We start from the raw sequence: 13,885 nt of genomic DNA on the forward strand, positions 1-13,885 counted from the left end.
CGGCCGAACGCCACCGGCGGGCGGTCAGGCGGCCGGCGGGCGGTCAGGCGGCCGGCGGGCGGTCAGGCGGCCGGCCACGACTTGGCGAGCAGGTCACGGGTGTCGGTGAGCAACTGGGGCAGGACCTTGGTCCGCCCGATCACCGGCATGAAGTTGGCGTCGCCGCCCCACCGGGGCACCACGTGCTGGTGCAGGTGGGCGGCGATCCCGGCCCCGGCCACGCCGCCCTGGTTCATGCCGAGGTTGAACCCGTGGGCGTTGCTGACCTCGCGGACCACCCGCATCGCGGTCTGGGTGAAGGCGGCCAGCTCGGCGGTCTCCGGCAGGTCGAGTTCGGTGTAGTCGGCGACGTGCCGGTACGGGCAGACCAGCAGGTGGCCCGGGTTGTACGGGTAGAGGTTGAGCACCGCGAAGACGTGTGTGCCCCGGGCCACCACCAGACTCTGCTCCCGGGCCAGCCCGGGGGCCTGGCAGAACGGGCAGCCGGCGGGCTTCTCGTACCCGCCCTCGGGCCGGTCCTCGCCGGTGATGTAGGTCATCCGGTGCGGAGTCCAGAGCCGCTCCAGGCTGTCGGCCATGCCGCTGTCCGTGTGCCGTTCCACCCCTGCCACGCCACCGATCCTACGGTCCCGACCGGGCATACCCGGATGACCCGGCGCCGCCTTCGGACCAGGGCATCGCCACATGATATATGGCCACCTATGCCGCCATAACCGCCCGGGGCCAGATTAAGAATGTGTGAAGAATATTGACGCCCAGGCCATGAGCACTAAGACTTTCATACCAATCTATTGAGATGATCGTCGATGGGAGTGTGCGTCGTGAACCGAGGTACCACCGTTCTCCGCCGTCTGGGCCGCGCCCTGACGGCCTTGACGCTCGCCGCGGTCGCCAGCCTGGTCGGCGTGACCGCGACCAGCAGCGCCGCCCAGGCCGACGGCTGCTACACCTGGGGCCGCAACCTCGCCGAGGGCGCGAGCGGCGAGGACGTCCGGCAGCTCCAGATCCGCGTCTCCGGCTACCCCGGCTACGGCGCCCGGATCGCCATCGACGGCGCGTTCGGCCCGGCGACCCGGTCCGCGGTGATCCGCTTCCAGCAGGCGTACGGGCTGTCCGCCGACGGCGTCGCCGGCCCGCAGACCTACAACCAGCTCTACGCGCTCCAGGACGACGACTGCACCCCGGTCAACTTCAGCTACGCCGAGTGGAACCGGTGCAACGGCGACTGGTCGGGTGGCGCGGTCTCGGCGAGCAGCGCCAAGTTCAACGCGCTGGTCTCGATGTGGAAGCTCCAGGCCATGCGGCGTGCCCTCGGCAGTGTGCCGCTCTACATCAGCAGCGGGTTCCGCAGTTACGCCTGCAACAGCGCCGTCGGCGGGGCGTCCGGTAGCCGGCACCTCTACGGCGACGGCGTCGACCTGACCGGCTCGCCGTCGTTCTGCCGGCTCGCCCAGCAGGCCCGCAACCACGGCTTCAGCAACATCCTCGGCCCCGGCTACCCGGGCCACAACGACCACACCCACCTGGGCAACTCGCCCAGCCAGTCCTGGTCCGCCCCGAGCTGCGGAATCTGATCCCGGCCGGTCATGACGAAGGCCCGCTGCGGGAGCTGATCCCCGGCCGGTCGCGACGGAGGCCCCCGCCACTGGCGGGGGCCTCCGGTACGTCCCGGGTCAGGCGGCCGACGGGCCGGCGTTGGTGCGGGAGCGGACCACCTCGGTGACGTGCGCGACCGCCTCGGCCAGCGGCACGCCGTTGCGCTGCGAGCCGTCCCGGTAGCGGAACGAGACGGTGCCGGCGGCCACGTCGTCGTCCCCGGCGATCACCATGAACGGGATCTTCTGCTGCTGGGCGGTACGGATCTTCTTCTGCATCCGGTCGTCACCGGCGTCGACCTGGGCGCGGATCCCCTCGGCGCGCAACGTGTCGACGAACTGTCGGAGGTAGTCGGTGTGCTCCTCGCGGATCGGGATACCGACCGCCTGCACCGGGGCCAGCCAGGCCGGGAACGCGCCGGCGTAGTGCTCGGTGAGCACCCCGAAGAACCGCTCGATCGAGCCGAAGAGCGCCCGGTGGATCATCACCGGCCGCTGCCGGGTGCCGTCGGCGGCCTGGTACTCCAACCCGAACCGCTCCGGCAGGTTGAAGTCGACCTGGATGGTGGACATCTGCCAGGTCCGGCCGATCGCGTCCTTCGCCTGCACGCTGATCTTCGGGCCGTAGAAGGCCGCGCCACCCGGGTCGGGCACCAGGTTCAGGCCGGACTCCTCGGCGGCCGACCGCAGCGCCTCGGTGGCCCGCTCCCAGTTCTCGTCGGTGCCGACCGACTTCTCCGGGTTGCGGGTGGAGAGTTCCAGGTAGAAGTCGTCGAGGCCGTAGTCACGCAGCAGTTCGAGCACGAAGGCGAGCAGCGACTTCAGCTCGCCGGCCATCTGCTCCTCGGTGCAGAAGATGTGCGCGTCGTCCTGGGTCATCCCGCGTACCCGGGTCAGCCCGTGCACCACGCCGGACTTCTCGTACCGGTACACCGTGCCGAACTCGAACATCCGCAGCGGCAGCTCACGGTAGGACCGCCCGCGGGACCGGAAGATCAGGTCGTGCATCGGGCAGTTCATCGGCTTCAGGTAGTAGTTCGCGCCCTCCACCTCCATGGGCGGGAACATCCCGTCGGCGTACCAGTCGAGGTGCCCGGAGACCTCGTACAGGTGGCCCTTGGTGATGTGCGGCGTGTTGACGAACGCGTAACCGGCCTGCTCATGCTTGATCCGGGAGTAGTTCTCCATCTCCCGACGGATGATCCCGCCCTTGGGATGGAAGACCGCCAGCCCCGATCCCAACTCGTCGGGGAAGCTGAACAGGTCGAGGTCCACACCGAGCTTGCGGTGGTCGCGCCGGGCGGCCTCCTCGAGGAGCTTCAGGTACGCCTTCAGCTCGTCCCGGGTCGGCCAGGCGGTGCCGTACACCCGCTGGAGCTGCGGGTTCTTCTCCGAGCCCCGCCAGTACGCGGCCGCCGAGCGCATCAGCTTGAACGCCCCGATCAGTCGGGTGTTCGGCAGATGCGGGCCCCGGCACAGGTCCGACCAGCAGACCTTCTCCTCGTTCGCGGCGAGGTTGTCGTAGATGGTCAGCTCACCGCCGCCGACCTCCATCACCTCGGAGGAGTCCAGCCCCTCGCCCTGGACGTCGATCAACTCCAGCTTGTACGGCTCGTCGGCCAGCTCGGCCTTCGCCTCGTCCAGACTGTTGAAGCGCCGCCGCCGGAAGCGCTGCCCGGACTTGACGATCTCCTGCATCCGCTTCTCGAGCTTCGCCAGGTCGTCCGGCTGGAACGGCTTGTCGACGTCGAAGTCGTAGTAGAAGCCGTTCTCGATGGGCGGGCCGATGCCGAGCTTCGCCTCTCCGAAGACGTCCTGCACGGCCTGGGCGAGCACGTGCGCGGTCGAGTGGCGCAGCACGTTCAGCCCGTCCGGGGAGTCCAGGCTCACCGGCTCGACCTCGGTCTCCTCGGCCGGCTTCCAGTCCAGGTCGCGCAACTGGCCCTGCGGATCGCGGACCACCACGATCGCCTTCGGCCCGGTCGCGGGCAGCCCGGCCGCCGCCACCGCGTCGGCCGCCGTCGTCCCGGCGGCGACGACGACGGGGTCGGCCACTGCAGGGGTACGGGGTGCGGACACGATGGCTCCTCCAAAACGTCACGGTTACGGCCGAGGTACGGCCCTGCGCCGATGCTATCGGTCGCCCCACCCCCCACCGCCGCCGGGAAAGGAGGGGACCCCTGTTACCGCTTTTTGATGAGCAGGGGTCCCCTGCAACCACCCGGGCACGGCGGGCGCCGGCTACGCGGGCGCGGACGGGTGGCGGGCGAGGGCGGGGCGGGGCGGGGCAGCGTGAGGGTGAGGCGGGTTCGTGCACGCAACGCGCGGACGGCGACACGTGGACGGCGACGCGCGGACAGTGACGCCCGGACGGTGACGTCAGGCGAGCCAGGCCGGCAGCGGCTCACGGGCGGCCAGCCAGTCGGTGGGCACCCCACCGGGCGTACCCACCCCGGCGTACGCGGCGACCACGCCCCCGACGATCGCCGCTGTGGTGTCCACGTCGCCGCCGGCCTCGACGCAGGCGCGGATCGCCGCCGGGTAGTCGGCCAGGTGACGGGCGGCCACCCAGAGGGTGAAGGCGACGGTGTCCTGCGCGGTGACCCGGGAGCCGTTGCCGAGCGCGTCGACCGCCTCGGTCAGCGGCCGGTCCCGCAGTTCGGCCGCCCGGCGTACCCCCCGATGGACCTCACTGTCCGGTTCGAGCGTTCCGGCGACCCCGGCGAGCAGCCGGGCGGCGTCCGGCCGGTGTCCGTCCAGGCGGGCCCGGGCGGCCAGCGCGGCGGCCACGGCGACCGCGACCGCGCCGGCGATCCCCTCGGGGTGGGCGTGGGTGACCTCGGCCGACGCCCGGGCCTGGGCGGCGGCCCGGGCAGTGGAGTCGGCGAAGTACGCGCCCAACGGGGCGACCCGCATCGCCGCCCCGTTGCCGCACGAGCCCTGCCCGTCGAAGGCGGAGGCGGCGGCCACCGGCCACGGGGTGCCGGTGCGGATCAGCCGCAGGATGGTCACCGCCCCGGGCCCGTACCCCCGGTACGGCTCGCAGCGCCCGGCGAAGGCCAGAGCCAGCGCGTCCCGGTCGATCCGCCCGGCGGTGGCCAGGGCCCGCACCACCGAGCAGGCCATCTCGGTGTCGTCGGTCCACGACCAGGGCGGCGCGGGAAGCCGGCCGGCGGCCAGGTCGGTCGGGTCGTTGCCGGGCACGAAGAACTGGGAGCCGAGCGCGTCGCCGACGGAGAGCCCGGCGAGGCTGTCCCGGGCGAGCGCCAACCGGGTGTCGCTGAAGATCGTGAAGGACATCGCTGGACCAGCTTGCCCGGCCTGCCGGTACGCCGCAACGCGACCCGCCTGCCCGGGGCAGTACCGTCTTGGCGTGGCCACCGTGCTCCTGGTCGAAGATGACCATGTCGTCCGCGGCGCGATGCTGCGTTCCCTGACCGACCGGGGGCACGCCGTGCACGCGGTCGGTACAGCGCTGGAGGCGCTGCGCCGGGTCGCGGCGGAGACCCCGGACCTGGTCGTGCTCGATCTGGGCCTGCCCGACCTGGACGGCTCCGACGCGCTGCGGATGCTGCGCGGAATCACCGACGTCCCGATCATCATCGCCACCGCCCGGGACGACGAGCAGTCGGTGGTCCGGCTGCTGCGCGCCGGCGCGGACGACTACATGGTCAAGCCGTTCACCGGCGCGCACCTGGACGCCCGGATCACCACGGTGCTGCGCCGGGTCGGGCGGGCCAGCCGCAACATCCAGCCGGTGGTGCACACCGTGGGCGGGCTCCGGGTGGACGTGGGCGAACGCAGCGCCCACCTCGACGGGGAGCCGCTGGCGCTGACCCGTAAGGAGTTCGACCTGCTGGCGTACCTGGCGGCCCGGCCCGGGCGGGTAGTGTCGCGCCGGGAACTCCTGGAGGAAGTATGGCGTCAGCCGTCGGTCGGCGAGGACCAGACCATCGACGTTCACCTCTACTGGCTACGTCGAAAGATGGGCGAGTCCGCGGCGAAGCCGCGCTACCTGCGCACCGTGCGGGGGGTGGGCTTTCGGCTGGTGGCGCCGGACTGAGGGGCACGCTCGCCGCCCTGGTGGCCGGGATGGTCTCCCTGGTGGCGCTGGCGTTCCTGATCCCGCTCGGCACCACCATGCAGGACCGGGCCCGGGAGGAGGCGTTGGCCGACGCCGCGAGCCGCGCCGCCCTGGTCACCGGCACCCTGGCGGTCAGCACCCGGGCCGAGGACGTCGCCCGCGCGGTGGAGGCGACCGGCGGCGACCCGGCCGCCCGACCCGTGGTCCACGGGCTCGGCGGTGATCCCGGCGGCCGGGCCGAGCAGGCGGATGTGGCCCGGGCCGGCCGGGAGCGGCGCTCGCTGGTCGTCGGCGTGCCCGGTGGCCGGGTCCGGCTCGACCCGGTGGTCCTCGGCGACCAGGTCGCCGTGATCGAGGTCTTCGTCCCGGAGACGACCTCCGGCGACGGTACCCGCACCTGGCTGCTGCTCGGCGCGGTGGCCGTGGCCCTGGTGGGCGCCGCGGTCGTCGTGGTCGACCGGGTCGCCGCCCGCGCCAGCGACGCGGCCCGTGGTCTGGTCCAGGCGGCGCTCGCGCTCGGCGAGGGCGACCTGGCGGTACGCGTCGAACCCGCCGGCCCGCGCGAACTGGCCGAGGCCGGGTACGCCTTCAACCGGATGGCCGACCGGCTGGTCGCCACCCGCACGGACGAGCGGGAGCTGGTGGCCGACCTGTCCCACCGGCTGCGCACCCCGCTGACCGTGCTGCGACTGGACGCCGAGGCGCTGGACTCCGACGACACCAGCGTGGGCACGTTCAGCGCGGACGAGCTGGACCGGCGCCGGAGCATCCGCCGGCTCCGGCAGGCGATCGTCACCCTCGAGGGCGAGGTGGACGTGCTGATCAAGACCACCCGCAAGGCGATCACCCACGACACCGGGCCGGCCGAGTGCGACGTCAGCGAGGTGGTCCGCGACCGGATGGTGTTCTGGTCGGCGCTGGCCGGGGACCAGCACCGGCCGCACCGGGTGACCGGGGCCCAGTTACGCATCCCGGCCTCGGTGCCCCGGGCCGAGCTGGCCGCCGCCCTCGACGCGGTGATCGGCAACGTCTTCCGCTACACGCCGCAGGGCACCGCGTTCGAGGTGGCGGTCTCCCGCCGGGACGGCTACGTCGCGCTACGAATCGACGACGCCGGCCCGGGTATCGCCGACCCCGACCGGGCGCTGTGCCGAGGGGCCAGCGACCAGGGCTCCACCGGACTCGGGCTGGACATCGCCCGACGGGTCGCCCTACAGGCCAACGGCTCGGTGAGCATCGACCGGGCCCGGCTGGGCGGGGCCAGCGTGGTGATGCTGCTGGCCGACCCGGAGGCGACGCCCCGGCCGGTCAACCGGTTCGGGCTGGTCGGCCGGATGGCCCGGGAGCCTGGCGGCCGCCGGCGCTGGCCCCGGCCCCGCCGCTCCGACGACTGAACCAGCGGCGGCCCCGGGAGCGGTTCGCTTTCGGCCGGTTCAGGTCTTCCTTAGATCCGCCTTAACGATCCGCCGTACGGACACGCCGGATGGCAGGCTCGTGGGCGCGAACCCATCAGTTCCACCGGCCTACGCCCCGGGACCATCCCAACGGCTGGTGGAGCCATACGCGCGGCGGGGGTACGGTCCCCCACACCAGCCCCCGTCGCGCGTCCCTCGCCCGGCGCCAACCCGATCGACGCCTCAGCCTCGATCGACGCCTTGCCCGATCGATGTTTCAGCCCCGGCCGACGGCCCAGCGCTGGCCGACGGCTCAGCGGAGCGTCGCGGCGAGGTAGGCGTCGATCTCGGCGGTGAGTCGCCGCTTCTCCTCCTCCGGCAGGAAGGCCGCGGTCACCGCGTCCCGGGCCAGCCCGGCCACCCCCGCAGCGTCCAGCCCGAGCAGCCGGGCGGCGACGGCGTACTCGTCGTTCAGCGTGGTGCCGAACATCGGCGGGTCGTCGGAGTTGATGGTGACCAACACGCCGGCCTCGACGAGCCGCCCGAGCGGGTGCTCGTCCAGGCTCGTCACCGCCCGCGTCCTGAGGTTGGAGGTGGGGCAGACCTCCAGGGCGATGCGCTGCTGCGCGAGATGGGCGAGGAGTTCCGGGTCCTGGGCGGCGGAGATGCCGTGCCCGATGCGCTCCGCGCCCAGGTCCCGCAACGCGTCCCAGACGGTCTGCGGGCCGGTGGTCTCCCCGGCGTGCGGGACGGAGCGCAGCCCGGCCGCCCGGGCCTGGTCGAAGTACGGCTTGAACTGCGGCCGGGGCACACCGATCTCGGGGCCGCCCAGGCCGAACGAGATCAGCCCATCCGGACGCTGGTCGAGGGCGATCCGCAGAGTCTCCTCGGCGGCCGGTAGTCCGGCCTCGCCCGGGATGTCGAAGCACCAGCGCAGCTCGATGCCGAAGTCCGCCTCGGCCCGCTTGCGGGCGTCCTCGATCGCCTCGCAGAAGGCCGGCGCGGGGATGCCCCGCCGCACGTGCGAGTACGGCGTCACCGTCAGCTCGGCGTAGCGGACCTGCTGCCGGGCCAGTTCCCGGGCGACCTCGTGGGTGAGGATCCAGACGTCGGTGTCGTCCCGGATCAGGTCGACCACGCTGAGGTAGACCTCGATGAAGTGGGCGAAGTCGCGGAACTCGAAGTAGGCCGCGAGCGCTTCCGGGTCGGCCGGCACCGGACTGCGGCCCTCGTGCCGGGCGGCCAACTCGGCGACGATCCGGGGCGAAGCGGAGCCGACGTGGTGCACGTGCAGCTCCACCTTGGGCAGTCCGGCGATGAACGAGGACAGGTCGGTCACGGATTCTCCTCGACTCGGGTGGGGGTGCGGGCCACGAAGAAGACGCGGCGGAAGGGGAAGTACACCTGACCGTGCCGGACCGGGTAGTGCTCGACGAGCCGAGCGCTGAGCGTCGCGCGGAACCGGTCCCAGGTGGCGTCGTCGAGGGCCGCCCGGATCGGACGCAGGGCCGTCCCCTCCAGCCAGGTGAACACGGGATGGTCGGCGTCGGCCGGGGCCGGCAGGAGGTGCACGTAGGTAGTCTCCCAGGCGTCCACCGCGCAGCCGGCACCGGCCAGCAGCTCGGCGTAGCCGACGGCGTCACGGACCGGGGCCTCGCGCAGCAGCGGGAGGAGTTCCGCCCGCCACGGCCCCTGGTCGGCCACCGCCCACAGGGTGCGGTGAGAGGGGGCGTCGTAGTTCGCGGGCACCTGCGCCGCCAGCCAGGCGCCGGGCGGCAGCTCCCGCGCCCAACGGGTGAGCAGCCGCTGGTGGCCGGGCACCCACTGGAGTACGGCGTTGGTGAGCAGCACGTCGACGTCCGGCCCGGGCTCCCAGTCGTGCAGGTCACCGACGGTGAAGGTGACCCGCCCGGCCTGCTGCCGGGCCCGGTCCACCATCGACGGGGAGGAGTCGATGCCGGCGATCCGGCTCTCCGGCCACCGGTCGGCGAGGGTCGCGGTGAGGTGCCCCGGCCCACAGCCCAGGTCGACCACGGTCCGCGGCAACCGCGCCGGAATGTGGGCCACCAGGTCGTGGAACGGCCGGGATCGTTCCTCGGTGAAGCGCAGGTAGCTGGCCGGATCCCACATGGCGAACCTCCAAACCGTACGGGTGTCCCGCTGCGAACTCGTCCAACCCCTCGCGTGGCCCGGTGACCGGATCACTAGGCTCAGCCAAATGAAGCAGCCTACCCCCGACCGGCTGGGCCGCCGGGTGGGCGTCGTCCGTCTCGGTGCCAGACAGGTCGACCCGGACCGGGGCCGGGCCGCAAACGTTGCTGTCCCGATCGGCGGGGCGGCTCACGGCAGGAAGGGGAAACGGTGAAGGGGTGGCTTCCACTCACGCTCGGCCTGCTGGCCGTCGTGGTCGGGGCGGTCTGGACGGTGCAGGGGCTGGGCTACGTCAGCGGCAGCGTCCTGACCGACCAGCGGATCTGGGCGCTGGTCGGACCGCTGCTGGTGCTCGTCGGGCTCGTGGTGCTCTGGTTCGGGATGCGCGCCCGGCGCCCGCGTTCCTGACCACGCGTGTCCGCGACCACCAGCGTTCCTGACCACGCGTGTCCCTGACCGCCCGCAGAACGGCCGACCGACGGGCGGGCCATGCGGAAAGCCCCGCGTCCGGTCTGGACACGGGGCTTTACAGGGGCGGACCCGTGGGGACGGGTCAGCCTGTTGGCCGGCGGGGGCCGACCGGTGCTGCTCAGATGGGACGGACCTGCTCCGCCTGCGGGCCCTTCTGGCCCTGGGCGATCTCGAACTCCACCCGCTGGTTCTCCTCCAGCGAGCGGTAGCCGCTGGTCTGGATCGCCGAGAAGTGGACGAACACGTCAGCACCCCCGCCGTCGACGGTGATGAAGCCGAAGCCCTTGTCTGCGTTGAACCACTTCACGGTTCCCTGCGCCATGTGTATCTCCTTCTAAAACTGGCGGCCGAGCACGCCGTGCGGCCGGTTGGCCGTTTTCGAGCAGCGGCGCCTGAGGCGGCCCCCTGGAAGGAGACTTCTCTCAACCCACGCCATCTCTCAACAGCGGGGAACAGCAAACCACGTACGCAAAAACTCTGCACAGCCTACCGGACGAAATTCTCCTACATGTGACCTGAAGGACGCCAGACACCGAGCCGCCCGGACATGGCACGGCCCCCGTCCGGTCTCGGACGGGGGCCGGGGATCCTCGCTCAGTCGGGCCAGTGCCCGGTCAGCCGACGGACACCCACCGCGCCACCCCGGTCGACCGCCGCCCGGACCACCGCGAAGATCGCGCCCTGGAGGGCGGCGGCGGCCAGGATCTCGGCCCAGCCACGGTCCTCGTCGGTGGCGCTGGGCGCCTCGCCGTCCCCCGCGGTCATCTTCCACACCTGCCGGAACACCGCACCGGCGACGGCACCGGCGGCCACGCCGAGGAGCACACCCACCGGCTTGTACGCGACCTTGTTGATACCCCTGCTCACCTACGCCTCCCGCCGACGATCACCAGCACCACCACGGTAGCCAACGCGCCGGCCGCGAGCACCGCCCACGGCACCGGGTCCCGCCGCACCAGCGCGCCCGTCCCCCGCGCCTGGCCGCGCGCCGTGCCGGCCGTCTGGGCGGCCTGCCCGCGTACCCTCGCCATCGTCTGGGCCGCCTGGTGGCGGACCTGTCCGGCCTGCTGGGCCGCCTGACGGCGGACTTGTCCCGCCTGGTGGGCCGCCTGACGGCGGACTTGTCCCGCCTGCTCGCGCATCCGCTCGCGGGTCTGCCCGGCCTGTTCGCGCATTCGTTCCCGGGCCTGCCCGGCCGACTCCCGCAGGCGCGCCTTGACGTCGACCTTCGCGGCCAACGCCTCTACCGTCTCGCTGAGTTCGATCCGGGTCCGCCGGATCTCCTCGCGGAGCGCCTCCGGGTCACCGGTCCCGTTGCCCCTCATGGCCGGCCCCTGTCCCGGACCGCCGCGGCGACCGTGTCGACGTCCGCGCGGACGCTGCGGACCGTCGCCGCCGGCACCGGTGGCACCGCCTGGCTGACCTGCTTCTTGCCGACCAGGGCAAAGATCCCCGCGAACACGAAGAGCACCACGGCGACGATCAGGGCGGCCAGCCACGCCGGCAGCACCAGTGCCAGCAGCAGGACGACGGCGGTGAGCAGCGCGCCGAGCCCGTAGACGGCGAGCACCCCGCCGCCGCCGAAGAGGCCGACCCCGATGCCGGCGCGCTTGCCCTTCTCGGTCAGCTCCGCGCGGGCCAGTGCCAGCTCGTCTCGGACGAGTCGGGAGACCTGCTCCGTGGCGCGCTGCACCAGCTCCGCAGTCGACGGCTCGTTGCGGGTCCGGGACGTACTGGGATTCGCGACGTCAGCCATGCTGTCCTCCTTTCTTCCTCACCGCGCTGTATGCCCTGACTCGCCAGGGATCAATCCTGCGCGGGGCGACCAGTCGGAGCGGACCGCGCCGAGTGCGCGTCCCCACAAACCGCCCGGTCAAACCCAAACCCGACCGGCGGCCGGGGTCGGGTGGCGGCGAGCCGTGCTCCGGGCACCTTCGCACCGGCGGTCAGCGGTGGCTGCGGGCGGGCTCGGCCGCGTCGTCCCGCTCACGCCCGTCGCGCGGCCGGCGGCGAGCGCCGTCGTCCGACTCGCCTTCCGCGAAACGGTGGCCGTCGACCGGCTCGTCCGGGCCGACGAATGCCTCGCTTCGGGCCTCCCCGTCGTCGCTGCCACCGAAGAGCCGGGCGTCGTCCGGGACGCCGCCGTCGGGGCGGCGGACCGGTCGGCGGGGCTGCACCCACTGCCAGGGCAGTTCGCTGCTGGCGTCACCCACTTCGGTACGGAGGCGGGGCATGGCGGTGGGGCGCTGTTCGCGTACCCAGGCGACCAGGTGCTCGCGGACCAGGCACCGCAGGTCCCACAGGTTGCCGGCGTTGGCGGCGCTGACCAGCGCCCGGACCCGGACGTTGCCGCCGGTGGCGTCGGTGACCTGGAGCACGCAGACCCGACCGTCCCAGAGTTCGGTGCTCTCGACCAGGCGACGCAACTCCTCGCGCATGGCCTGCACCGGCACCGCCCAGTCCAGGTCGAACTCGGCGGTGCCGAGCACGGCCGCCTGGGTCCGGGTCCAGTTCTGGAACGGCGTGCTGGTGAAGTAGGAAGTGGGCAGGATCAGCCGGCGGTCGTCCCAGATCTGGACCACCACGTAGCTCAGGGTCAACTCCTCGATCCGACCCCACTCCCCCTCGACGACCACCACGTCGTCGAGGCGCACCGCGTCGCTGAAGGCCAGTTGCAGTCCGGCGAAGACGTTGCCGAGCAGGCTCTGCGCGGCCAGGGCGGCGACCACACCGACCACACCGGCGCTGGTCAGCACGCCGGCCCCGATACCCCGGACGCTGGGGAAGGTCATCAGCATCACACCGATGGTGAGCACCACGATCACCGCGATGGTCAGCCGACGCAGCATCACCACCTGGGTACGCACCCGGCGGGCGTGCCGGTTGTCCGGCACGTCGATCCGGAACCGGGCCAGGGCGGTGTCCTCGACGACCACCAGCAGCGCGGCCACCAGCCAGGCGGTGCTGGCGATCACGCAGAGCACCAGCACGTGCAGCAGCACCTGCCGCCACTGGTCGCCGACCGCGTAGCCGGTGCTGAACCGGATGGCGAACTGGACGGCCAGCACGGTGGCGGCGATCTTCAACGGCCGGTGCGCGTGGTCGGCCAGCTCTCCCATCAGCAACGAGTTCCGACCGAGCCGGCGGACCAGCCGATGGGTGACCTCGACCACCAGAAGGGCGATCGCCGCCGCGACGAGCGCGGCGACGACCGTCCCGAGGTAGCTCTGCACTGCTTCTCTCCCTCATGCCGACGGTTGATCACATGGCAAAGGCCCCATGTTGCCCGCCGAACGACGAACCGACCAGCGTCACACCTTCCGGTAGCGGGACTGGAGGAAGCAGAACGCGCCGAAGGCGGCGATGCCGAGCGCGACGAGGGTGAGCAGGATCGTGCCGTAGGACTGCTCGCGCAGGGTCCGCAGGGCGGCGTCCAGGCCACGGGCCTTCTCCGGGTCGTAGTTCACCGCGGCGACGACGACCAGGATGCCGGCGATGGCGTACGCGATGCCCTTGGCAACGTAGCCGGCGACGCCGAGGCGGCGGGCCAGCTTCCGGGTGCGGGGGTTCATCTCGCCGGTCTTCAGGTGCTTCTCGAAGCGCTTGACCAGGCCGTAGATGACCAGGCCGACCCCGATGGCGGCGAGCACCAGCCCGGCCAGGCCGACCAGCCAGCGACCACCGGAGGAGGTCATCAGCTCGCCGGTGAGCGCCTCCTGCTTGTCGGCGCTGTTGGAGCCGGCGTCGGAGAAGACCTTCCAGGCGGTCCAGGCGAAGTAGAGGTAGACGATGGTGCGGCCGGTGGAGGCAAGTCGTTCGACGACCCGTTCGCCGCCACGCTCGGCGCGGTGCCCGACGGCGGCTTCGAGCCCCTGCCAGATCGCCATGGCGAGCAGGCCGACCGCGATCGCGACGACGAGGAACTTGCCCATCGGCTGGGCGGCGAGGGTCCGCAGGGCGCCGGACTGGTCCCCGTCGTCGGCGGACTTGCCGAAGGCGATCTGCAACGCCAGCCAGGCGAAGAGAAGGTGGACGATCCCGTAGCCGATGAAGCCGACTCGGGCGAGGGTTTCCAGCCACCGGCTGTTGGCCGTGCGGGCGGCGGTGGCCTGGGCACTGTGGGTGAGAGACATGGCGGCAGATTCACCGATCCCCATGGTCCTCAAACGTCGGGCCCCGCCGCCCGGGGG

Annotated in this window: 13 protein-coding genes and 2 pseudogenes; 4 read left to right on the forward strand and 11 right to left on the reverse strand. The window is 72.4% G+C overall.

From position 1 onward, the window contains the following. Positions 1–62 precede the first annotated feature (62 nt). Positions 63–578 carry an HIT family protein gene (locus GA0074692_RS14815; protein ID WP_176738697.1) on the reverse strand — a complete coding sequence of 172 codons (516 nt, stop codon included), beginning with the start codon at positions 576–578 and terminating at the stop codon, positions 63–65. 243 nt (positions 579–821) lie between these two features. Between GA0074692_RS14815 and GA0074692_RS14820 the strand changes: the two genes are divergently transcribed. After that, complete coding sequence (locus GA0074692_RS14820; RefSeq protein WP_245730311.1) at positions 822–1,574, forward strand: D-Ala-D-Ala carboxypeptidase family metallohydrolase; 753 nt, start codon at positions 822–824, stop codon at positions 1,572–1,574. Between the two features lie 99 nt (positions 1,575–1,673). Here the strand turns inward: GA0074692_RS14820 and thrS are convergent, their stop codons facing one another. Together thrS and GA0074692_RS14830 are read right to left on the reverse strand one after the other, a co-directional pair. Then, positions 1,674–3,674, reverse strand: a complete 2,001-nt coding sequence (gene thrS / locus GA0074692_RS14825; RefSeq protein ID WP_091644976.1) for a threonine--tRNA ligase — start codon at positions 3,672–3,674, stop codon at positions 1,674–1,676. A gap of 300 nt (positions 3,675–3,974) precedes the next feature. Then, the gene (locus tag GA0074692_RS14830) at positions 3,975–4,895 is read right to left on the reverse strand and encodes an ADP-ribosylglycohydrolase family protein (RefSeq protein WP_091644978.1); all 921 of its coding nucleotides are present in this window, start codon (positions 4,893–4,895) and stop codon (positions 3,975–3,977) included. 73 nt (positions 4,896–4,968) lie between these two features. Between GA0074692_RS14830 and GA0074692_RS14835 the strand changes: the two genes are divergently transcribed. Both GA0074692_RS14835 and GA0074692_RS14840 read left to right on the forward strand, forming a co-directional pair. Further along, positions 4,969–5,658: a response regulator transcription factor gene (locus tag GA0074692_RS14835; RefSeq protein ID WP_091644981.1), complete on the forward strand. Its 690-nt coding sequence runs from the start codon at positions 4,969–4,971 to the stop codon at positions 5,656–5,658. 20 nt (positions 5,659–5,678) lie between these two features. Further along, positions 5,679–7,073, forward strand: coding sequence for a HAMP domain-containing sensor histidine kinase (locus GA0074692_RS14840; RefSeq protein ID WP_176738453.1), 1,395 nt, complete (start codon positions 5,679–5,681; stop codon positions 7,071–7,073). 313 nt (positions 7,074–7,386) lie between these two features. Here the strand turns inward: GA0074692_RS14840 and GA0074692_RS14845 are convergent, their stop codons facing one another. After that, positions 7,387–8,412, reverse strand: coding sequence for an adenosine deaminase (locus GA0074692_RS14845; protein ID WP_091644983.1), 1,026 nt, complete (start codon positions 8,410–8,412; stop codon positions 7,387–7,389). Beyond that, positions 8,409–9,203 carry a trans-aconitate 2-methyltransferase gene (locus GA0074692_RS14850; RefSeq protein ID WP_091644985.1) on the reverse strand — a complete coding sequence of 265 codons (795 nt, stop codon included), beginning with the start codon at positions 9,201–9,203 and terminating at the stop codon, positions 8,409–8,411. The genes GA0074692_RS14845 and GA0074692_RS14850 overlap by 4 nt, the downstream gene beginning before the upstream one ends. Positions 9,204–9,434: 231 nt before the next feature. Here GA0074692_RS14850 and GA0074692_RS14855 point away from each other — a divergent pair, with 231 nt between their 5' ends. Further along, positions 9,435–9,632: a hypothetical protein gene (locus tag GA0074692_RS14855; protein ID WP_091644987.1), complete on the forward strand. Its 198-nt coding sequence runs from the start codon at positions 9,435–9,437 to the stop codon at positions 9,630–9,632. A gap of 181 nt (positions 9,633–9,813) precedes the next feature. Here GA0074692_RS14855 and GA0074692_RS14860 read toward each other — a convergent pair whose 3' ends face one another. The 6 genes and pseudogenes from GA0074692_RS14860 to GA0074692_RS14885 all read right to left on the reverse strand — a co-directional run bounded on the left by GA0074692_RS14860 (position 9,814) and on the right by GA0074692_RS14885 (position 13,828). Continuing rightward, positions 9,814–10,017, reverse strand: coding sequence for a cold-shock protein (locus GA0074692_RS14860; RefSeq protein WP_030338233.1), 204 nt, complete (start codon positions 10,015–10,017; stop codon positions 9,814–9,816). A 272-nt stretch (positions 10,018–10,289) separates the two neighbouring features. Further along, the gene (locus tag GA0074692_RS14865) at positions 10,290–10,562 is read right to left on the reverse strand and encodes a DUF4235 domain-containing protein (protein ID WP_091644989.1); all 273 of its coding nucleotides are present in this window, start codon (positions 10,560–10,562) and stop codon (positions 10,290–10,292) included. Positions 10,563–10,708: 146 nt separating this feature from the next. Continuing rightward, a pseudogene (locus tag GA0074692_RS36965) lies at positions 10,709–11,020 on the reverse strand (DUF3618 domain-containing protein); the annotation flags it as partial. Then, complete coding sequence (locus GA0074692_RS14875; RefSeq protein WP_091644994.1) at positions 11,017–11,451, reverse strand: phage holin family protein; 435 nt, start codon at positions 11,449–11,451, stop codon at positions 11,017–11,019. The pseudogene GA0074692_RS36965 and the gene GA0074692_RS14875, both read right to left, overlap by 4 nt. Before the next feature lie 286 nt (positions 11,452–11,737). Continuing rightward, a pseudogene (locus tag GA0074692_RS14880) lies at positions 11,738–12,928 on the reverse strand (mechanosensitive ion channel family protein); the annotation flags it as partial. 78 nt (positions 12,929–13,006) lie between these two features. Further along, entirely contained in the window at positions 13,007–13,828 is an 822-nt protein-coding gene (locus GA0074692_RS14885; RefSeq protein WP_091644997.1) for a DUF1206 domain-containing protein, read from the reverse strand. Between the last annotated feature and the right edge of the window lie 57 nt (positions 13,829–13,885).

This window comes from Micromonospora pallida, assembly GCF_900090325.1.
Classification (GTDB): domain Bacteria; phylum Actinomycetota; class Actinomycetes; order Mycobacteriales; family Micromonosporaceae; genus Micromonospora; species Micromonospora pallida.

Excerpts from the sequence above, each read along its gene's own strand:
- GA0074692_RS14815 (WP_176738697.1), bottom strand. The coding sequence starts at position 578 with ATGGCCGACAGCCTGGAGCGGCTCTGGACTCCGCACCGGATGACCTAC.
- GA0074692_RS14830 (WP_091644978.1), bottom strand. The coding sequence starts at position 4,895 with ATGTCCTTCACGATCTTCAGCGACACCCGGTTGGCGCTCGCCCGGGAC.
- GA0074692_RS14850 (WP_091644985.1), bottom strand. The coding sequence starts at position 9,203 with ATGTGGGATCCGGCCAGCTACCTGCGCTTCACCGAGGAACGATCCCGG.
- GA0074692_RS14860 (WP_030338233.1), bottom strand. The coding sequence starts at position 10,017 with ATGGCGCAGGGAACCGTGAAGTGGTTCAACGCAGACAAGGGCTTCGGC.
- GA0074692_RS14875 (WP_091644994.1), bottom strand. The coding sequence starts at position 11,451 with ATGGCTGACGTCGCGAATCCCAGTACGTCCCGGACCCGCAACGAGCCG.
- GA0074692_RS14885 (WP_091644997.1), bottom strand. The coding sequence starts at position 13,828 with ATGTCTCTCACCCACAGTGCCCAGGCCACCGCCGCCCGCACGGCCAAC.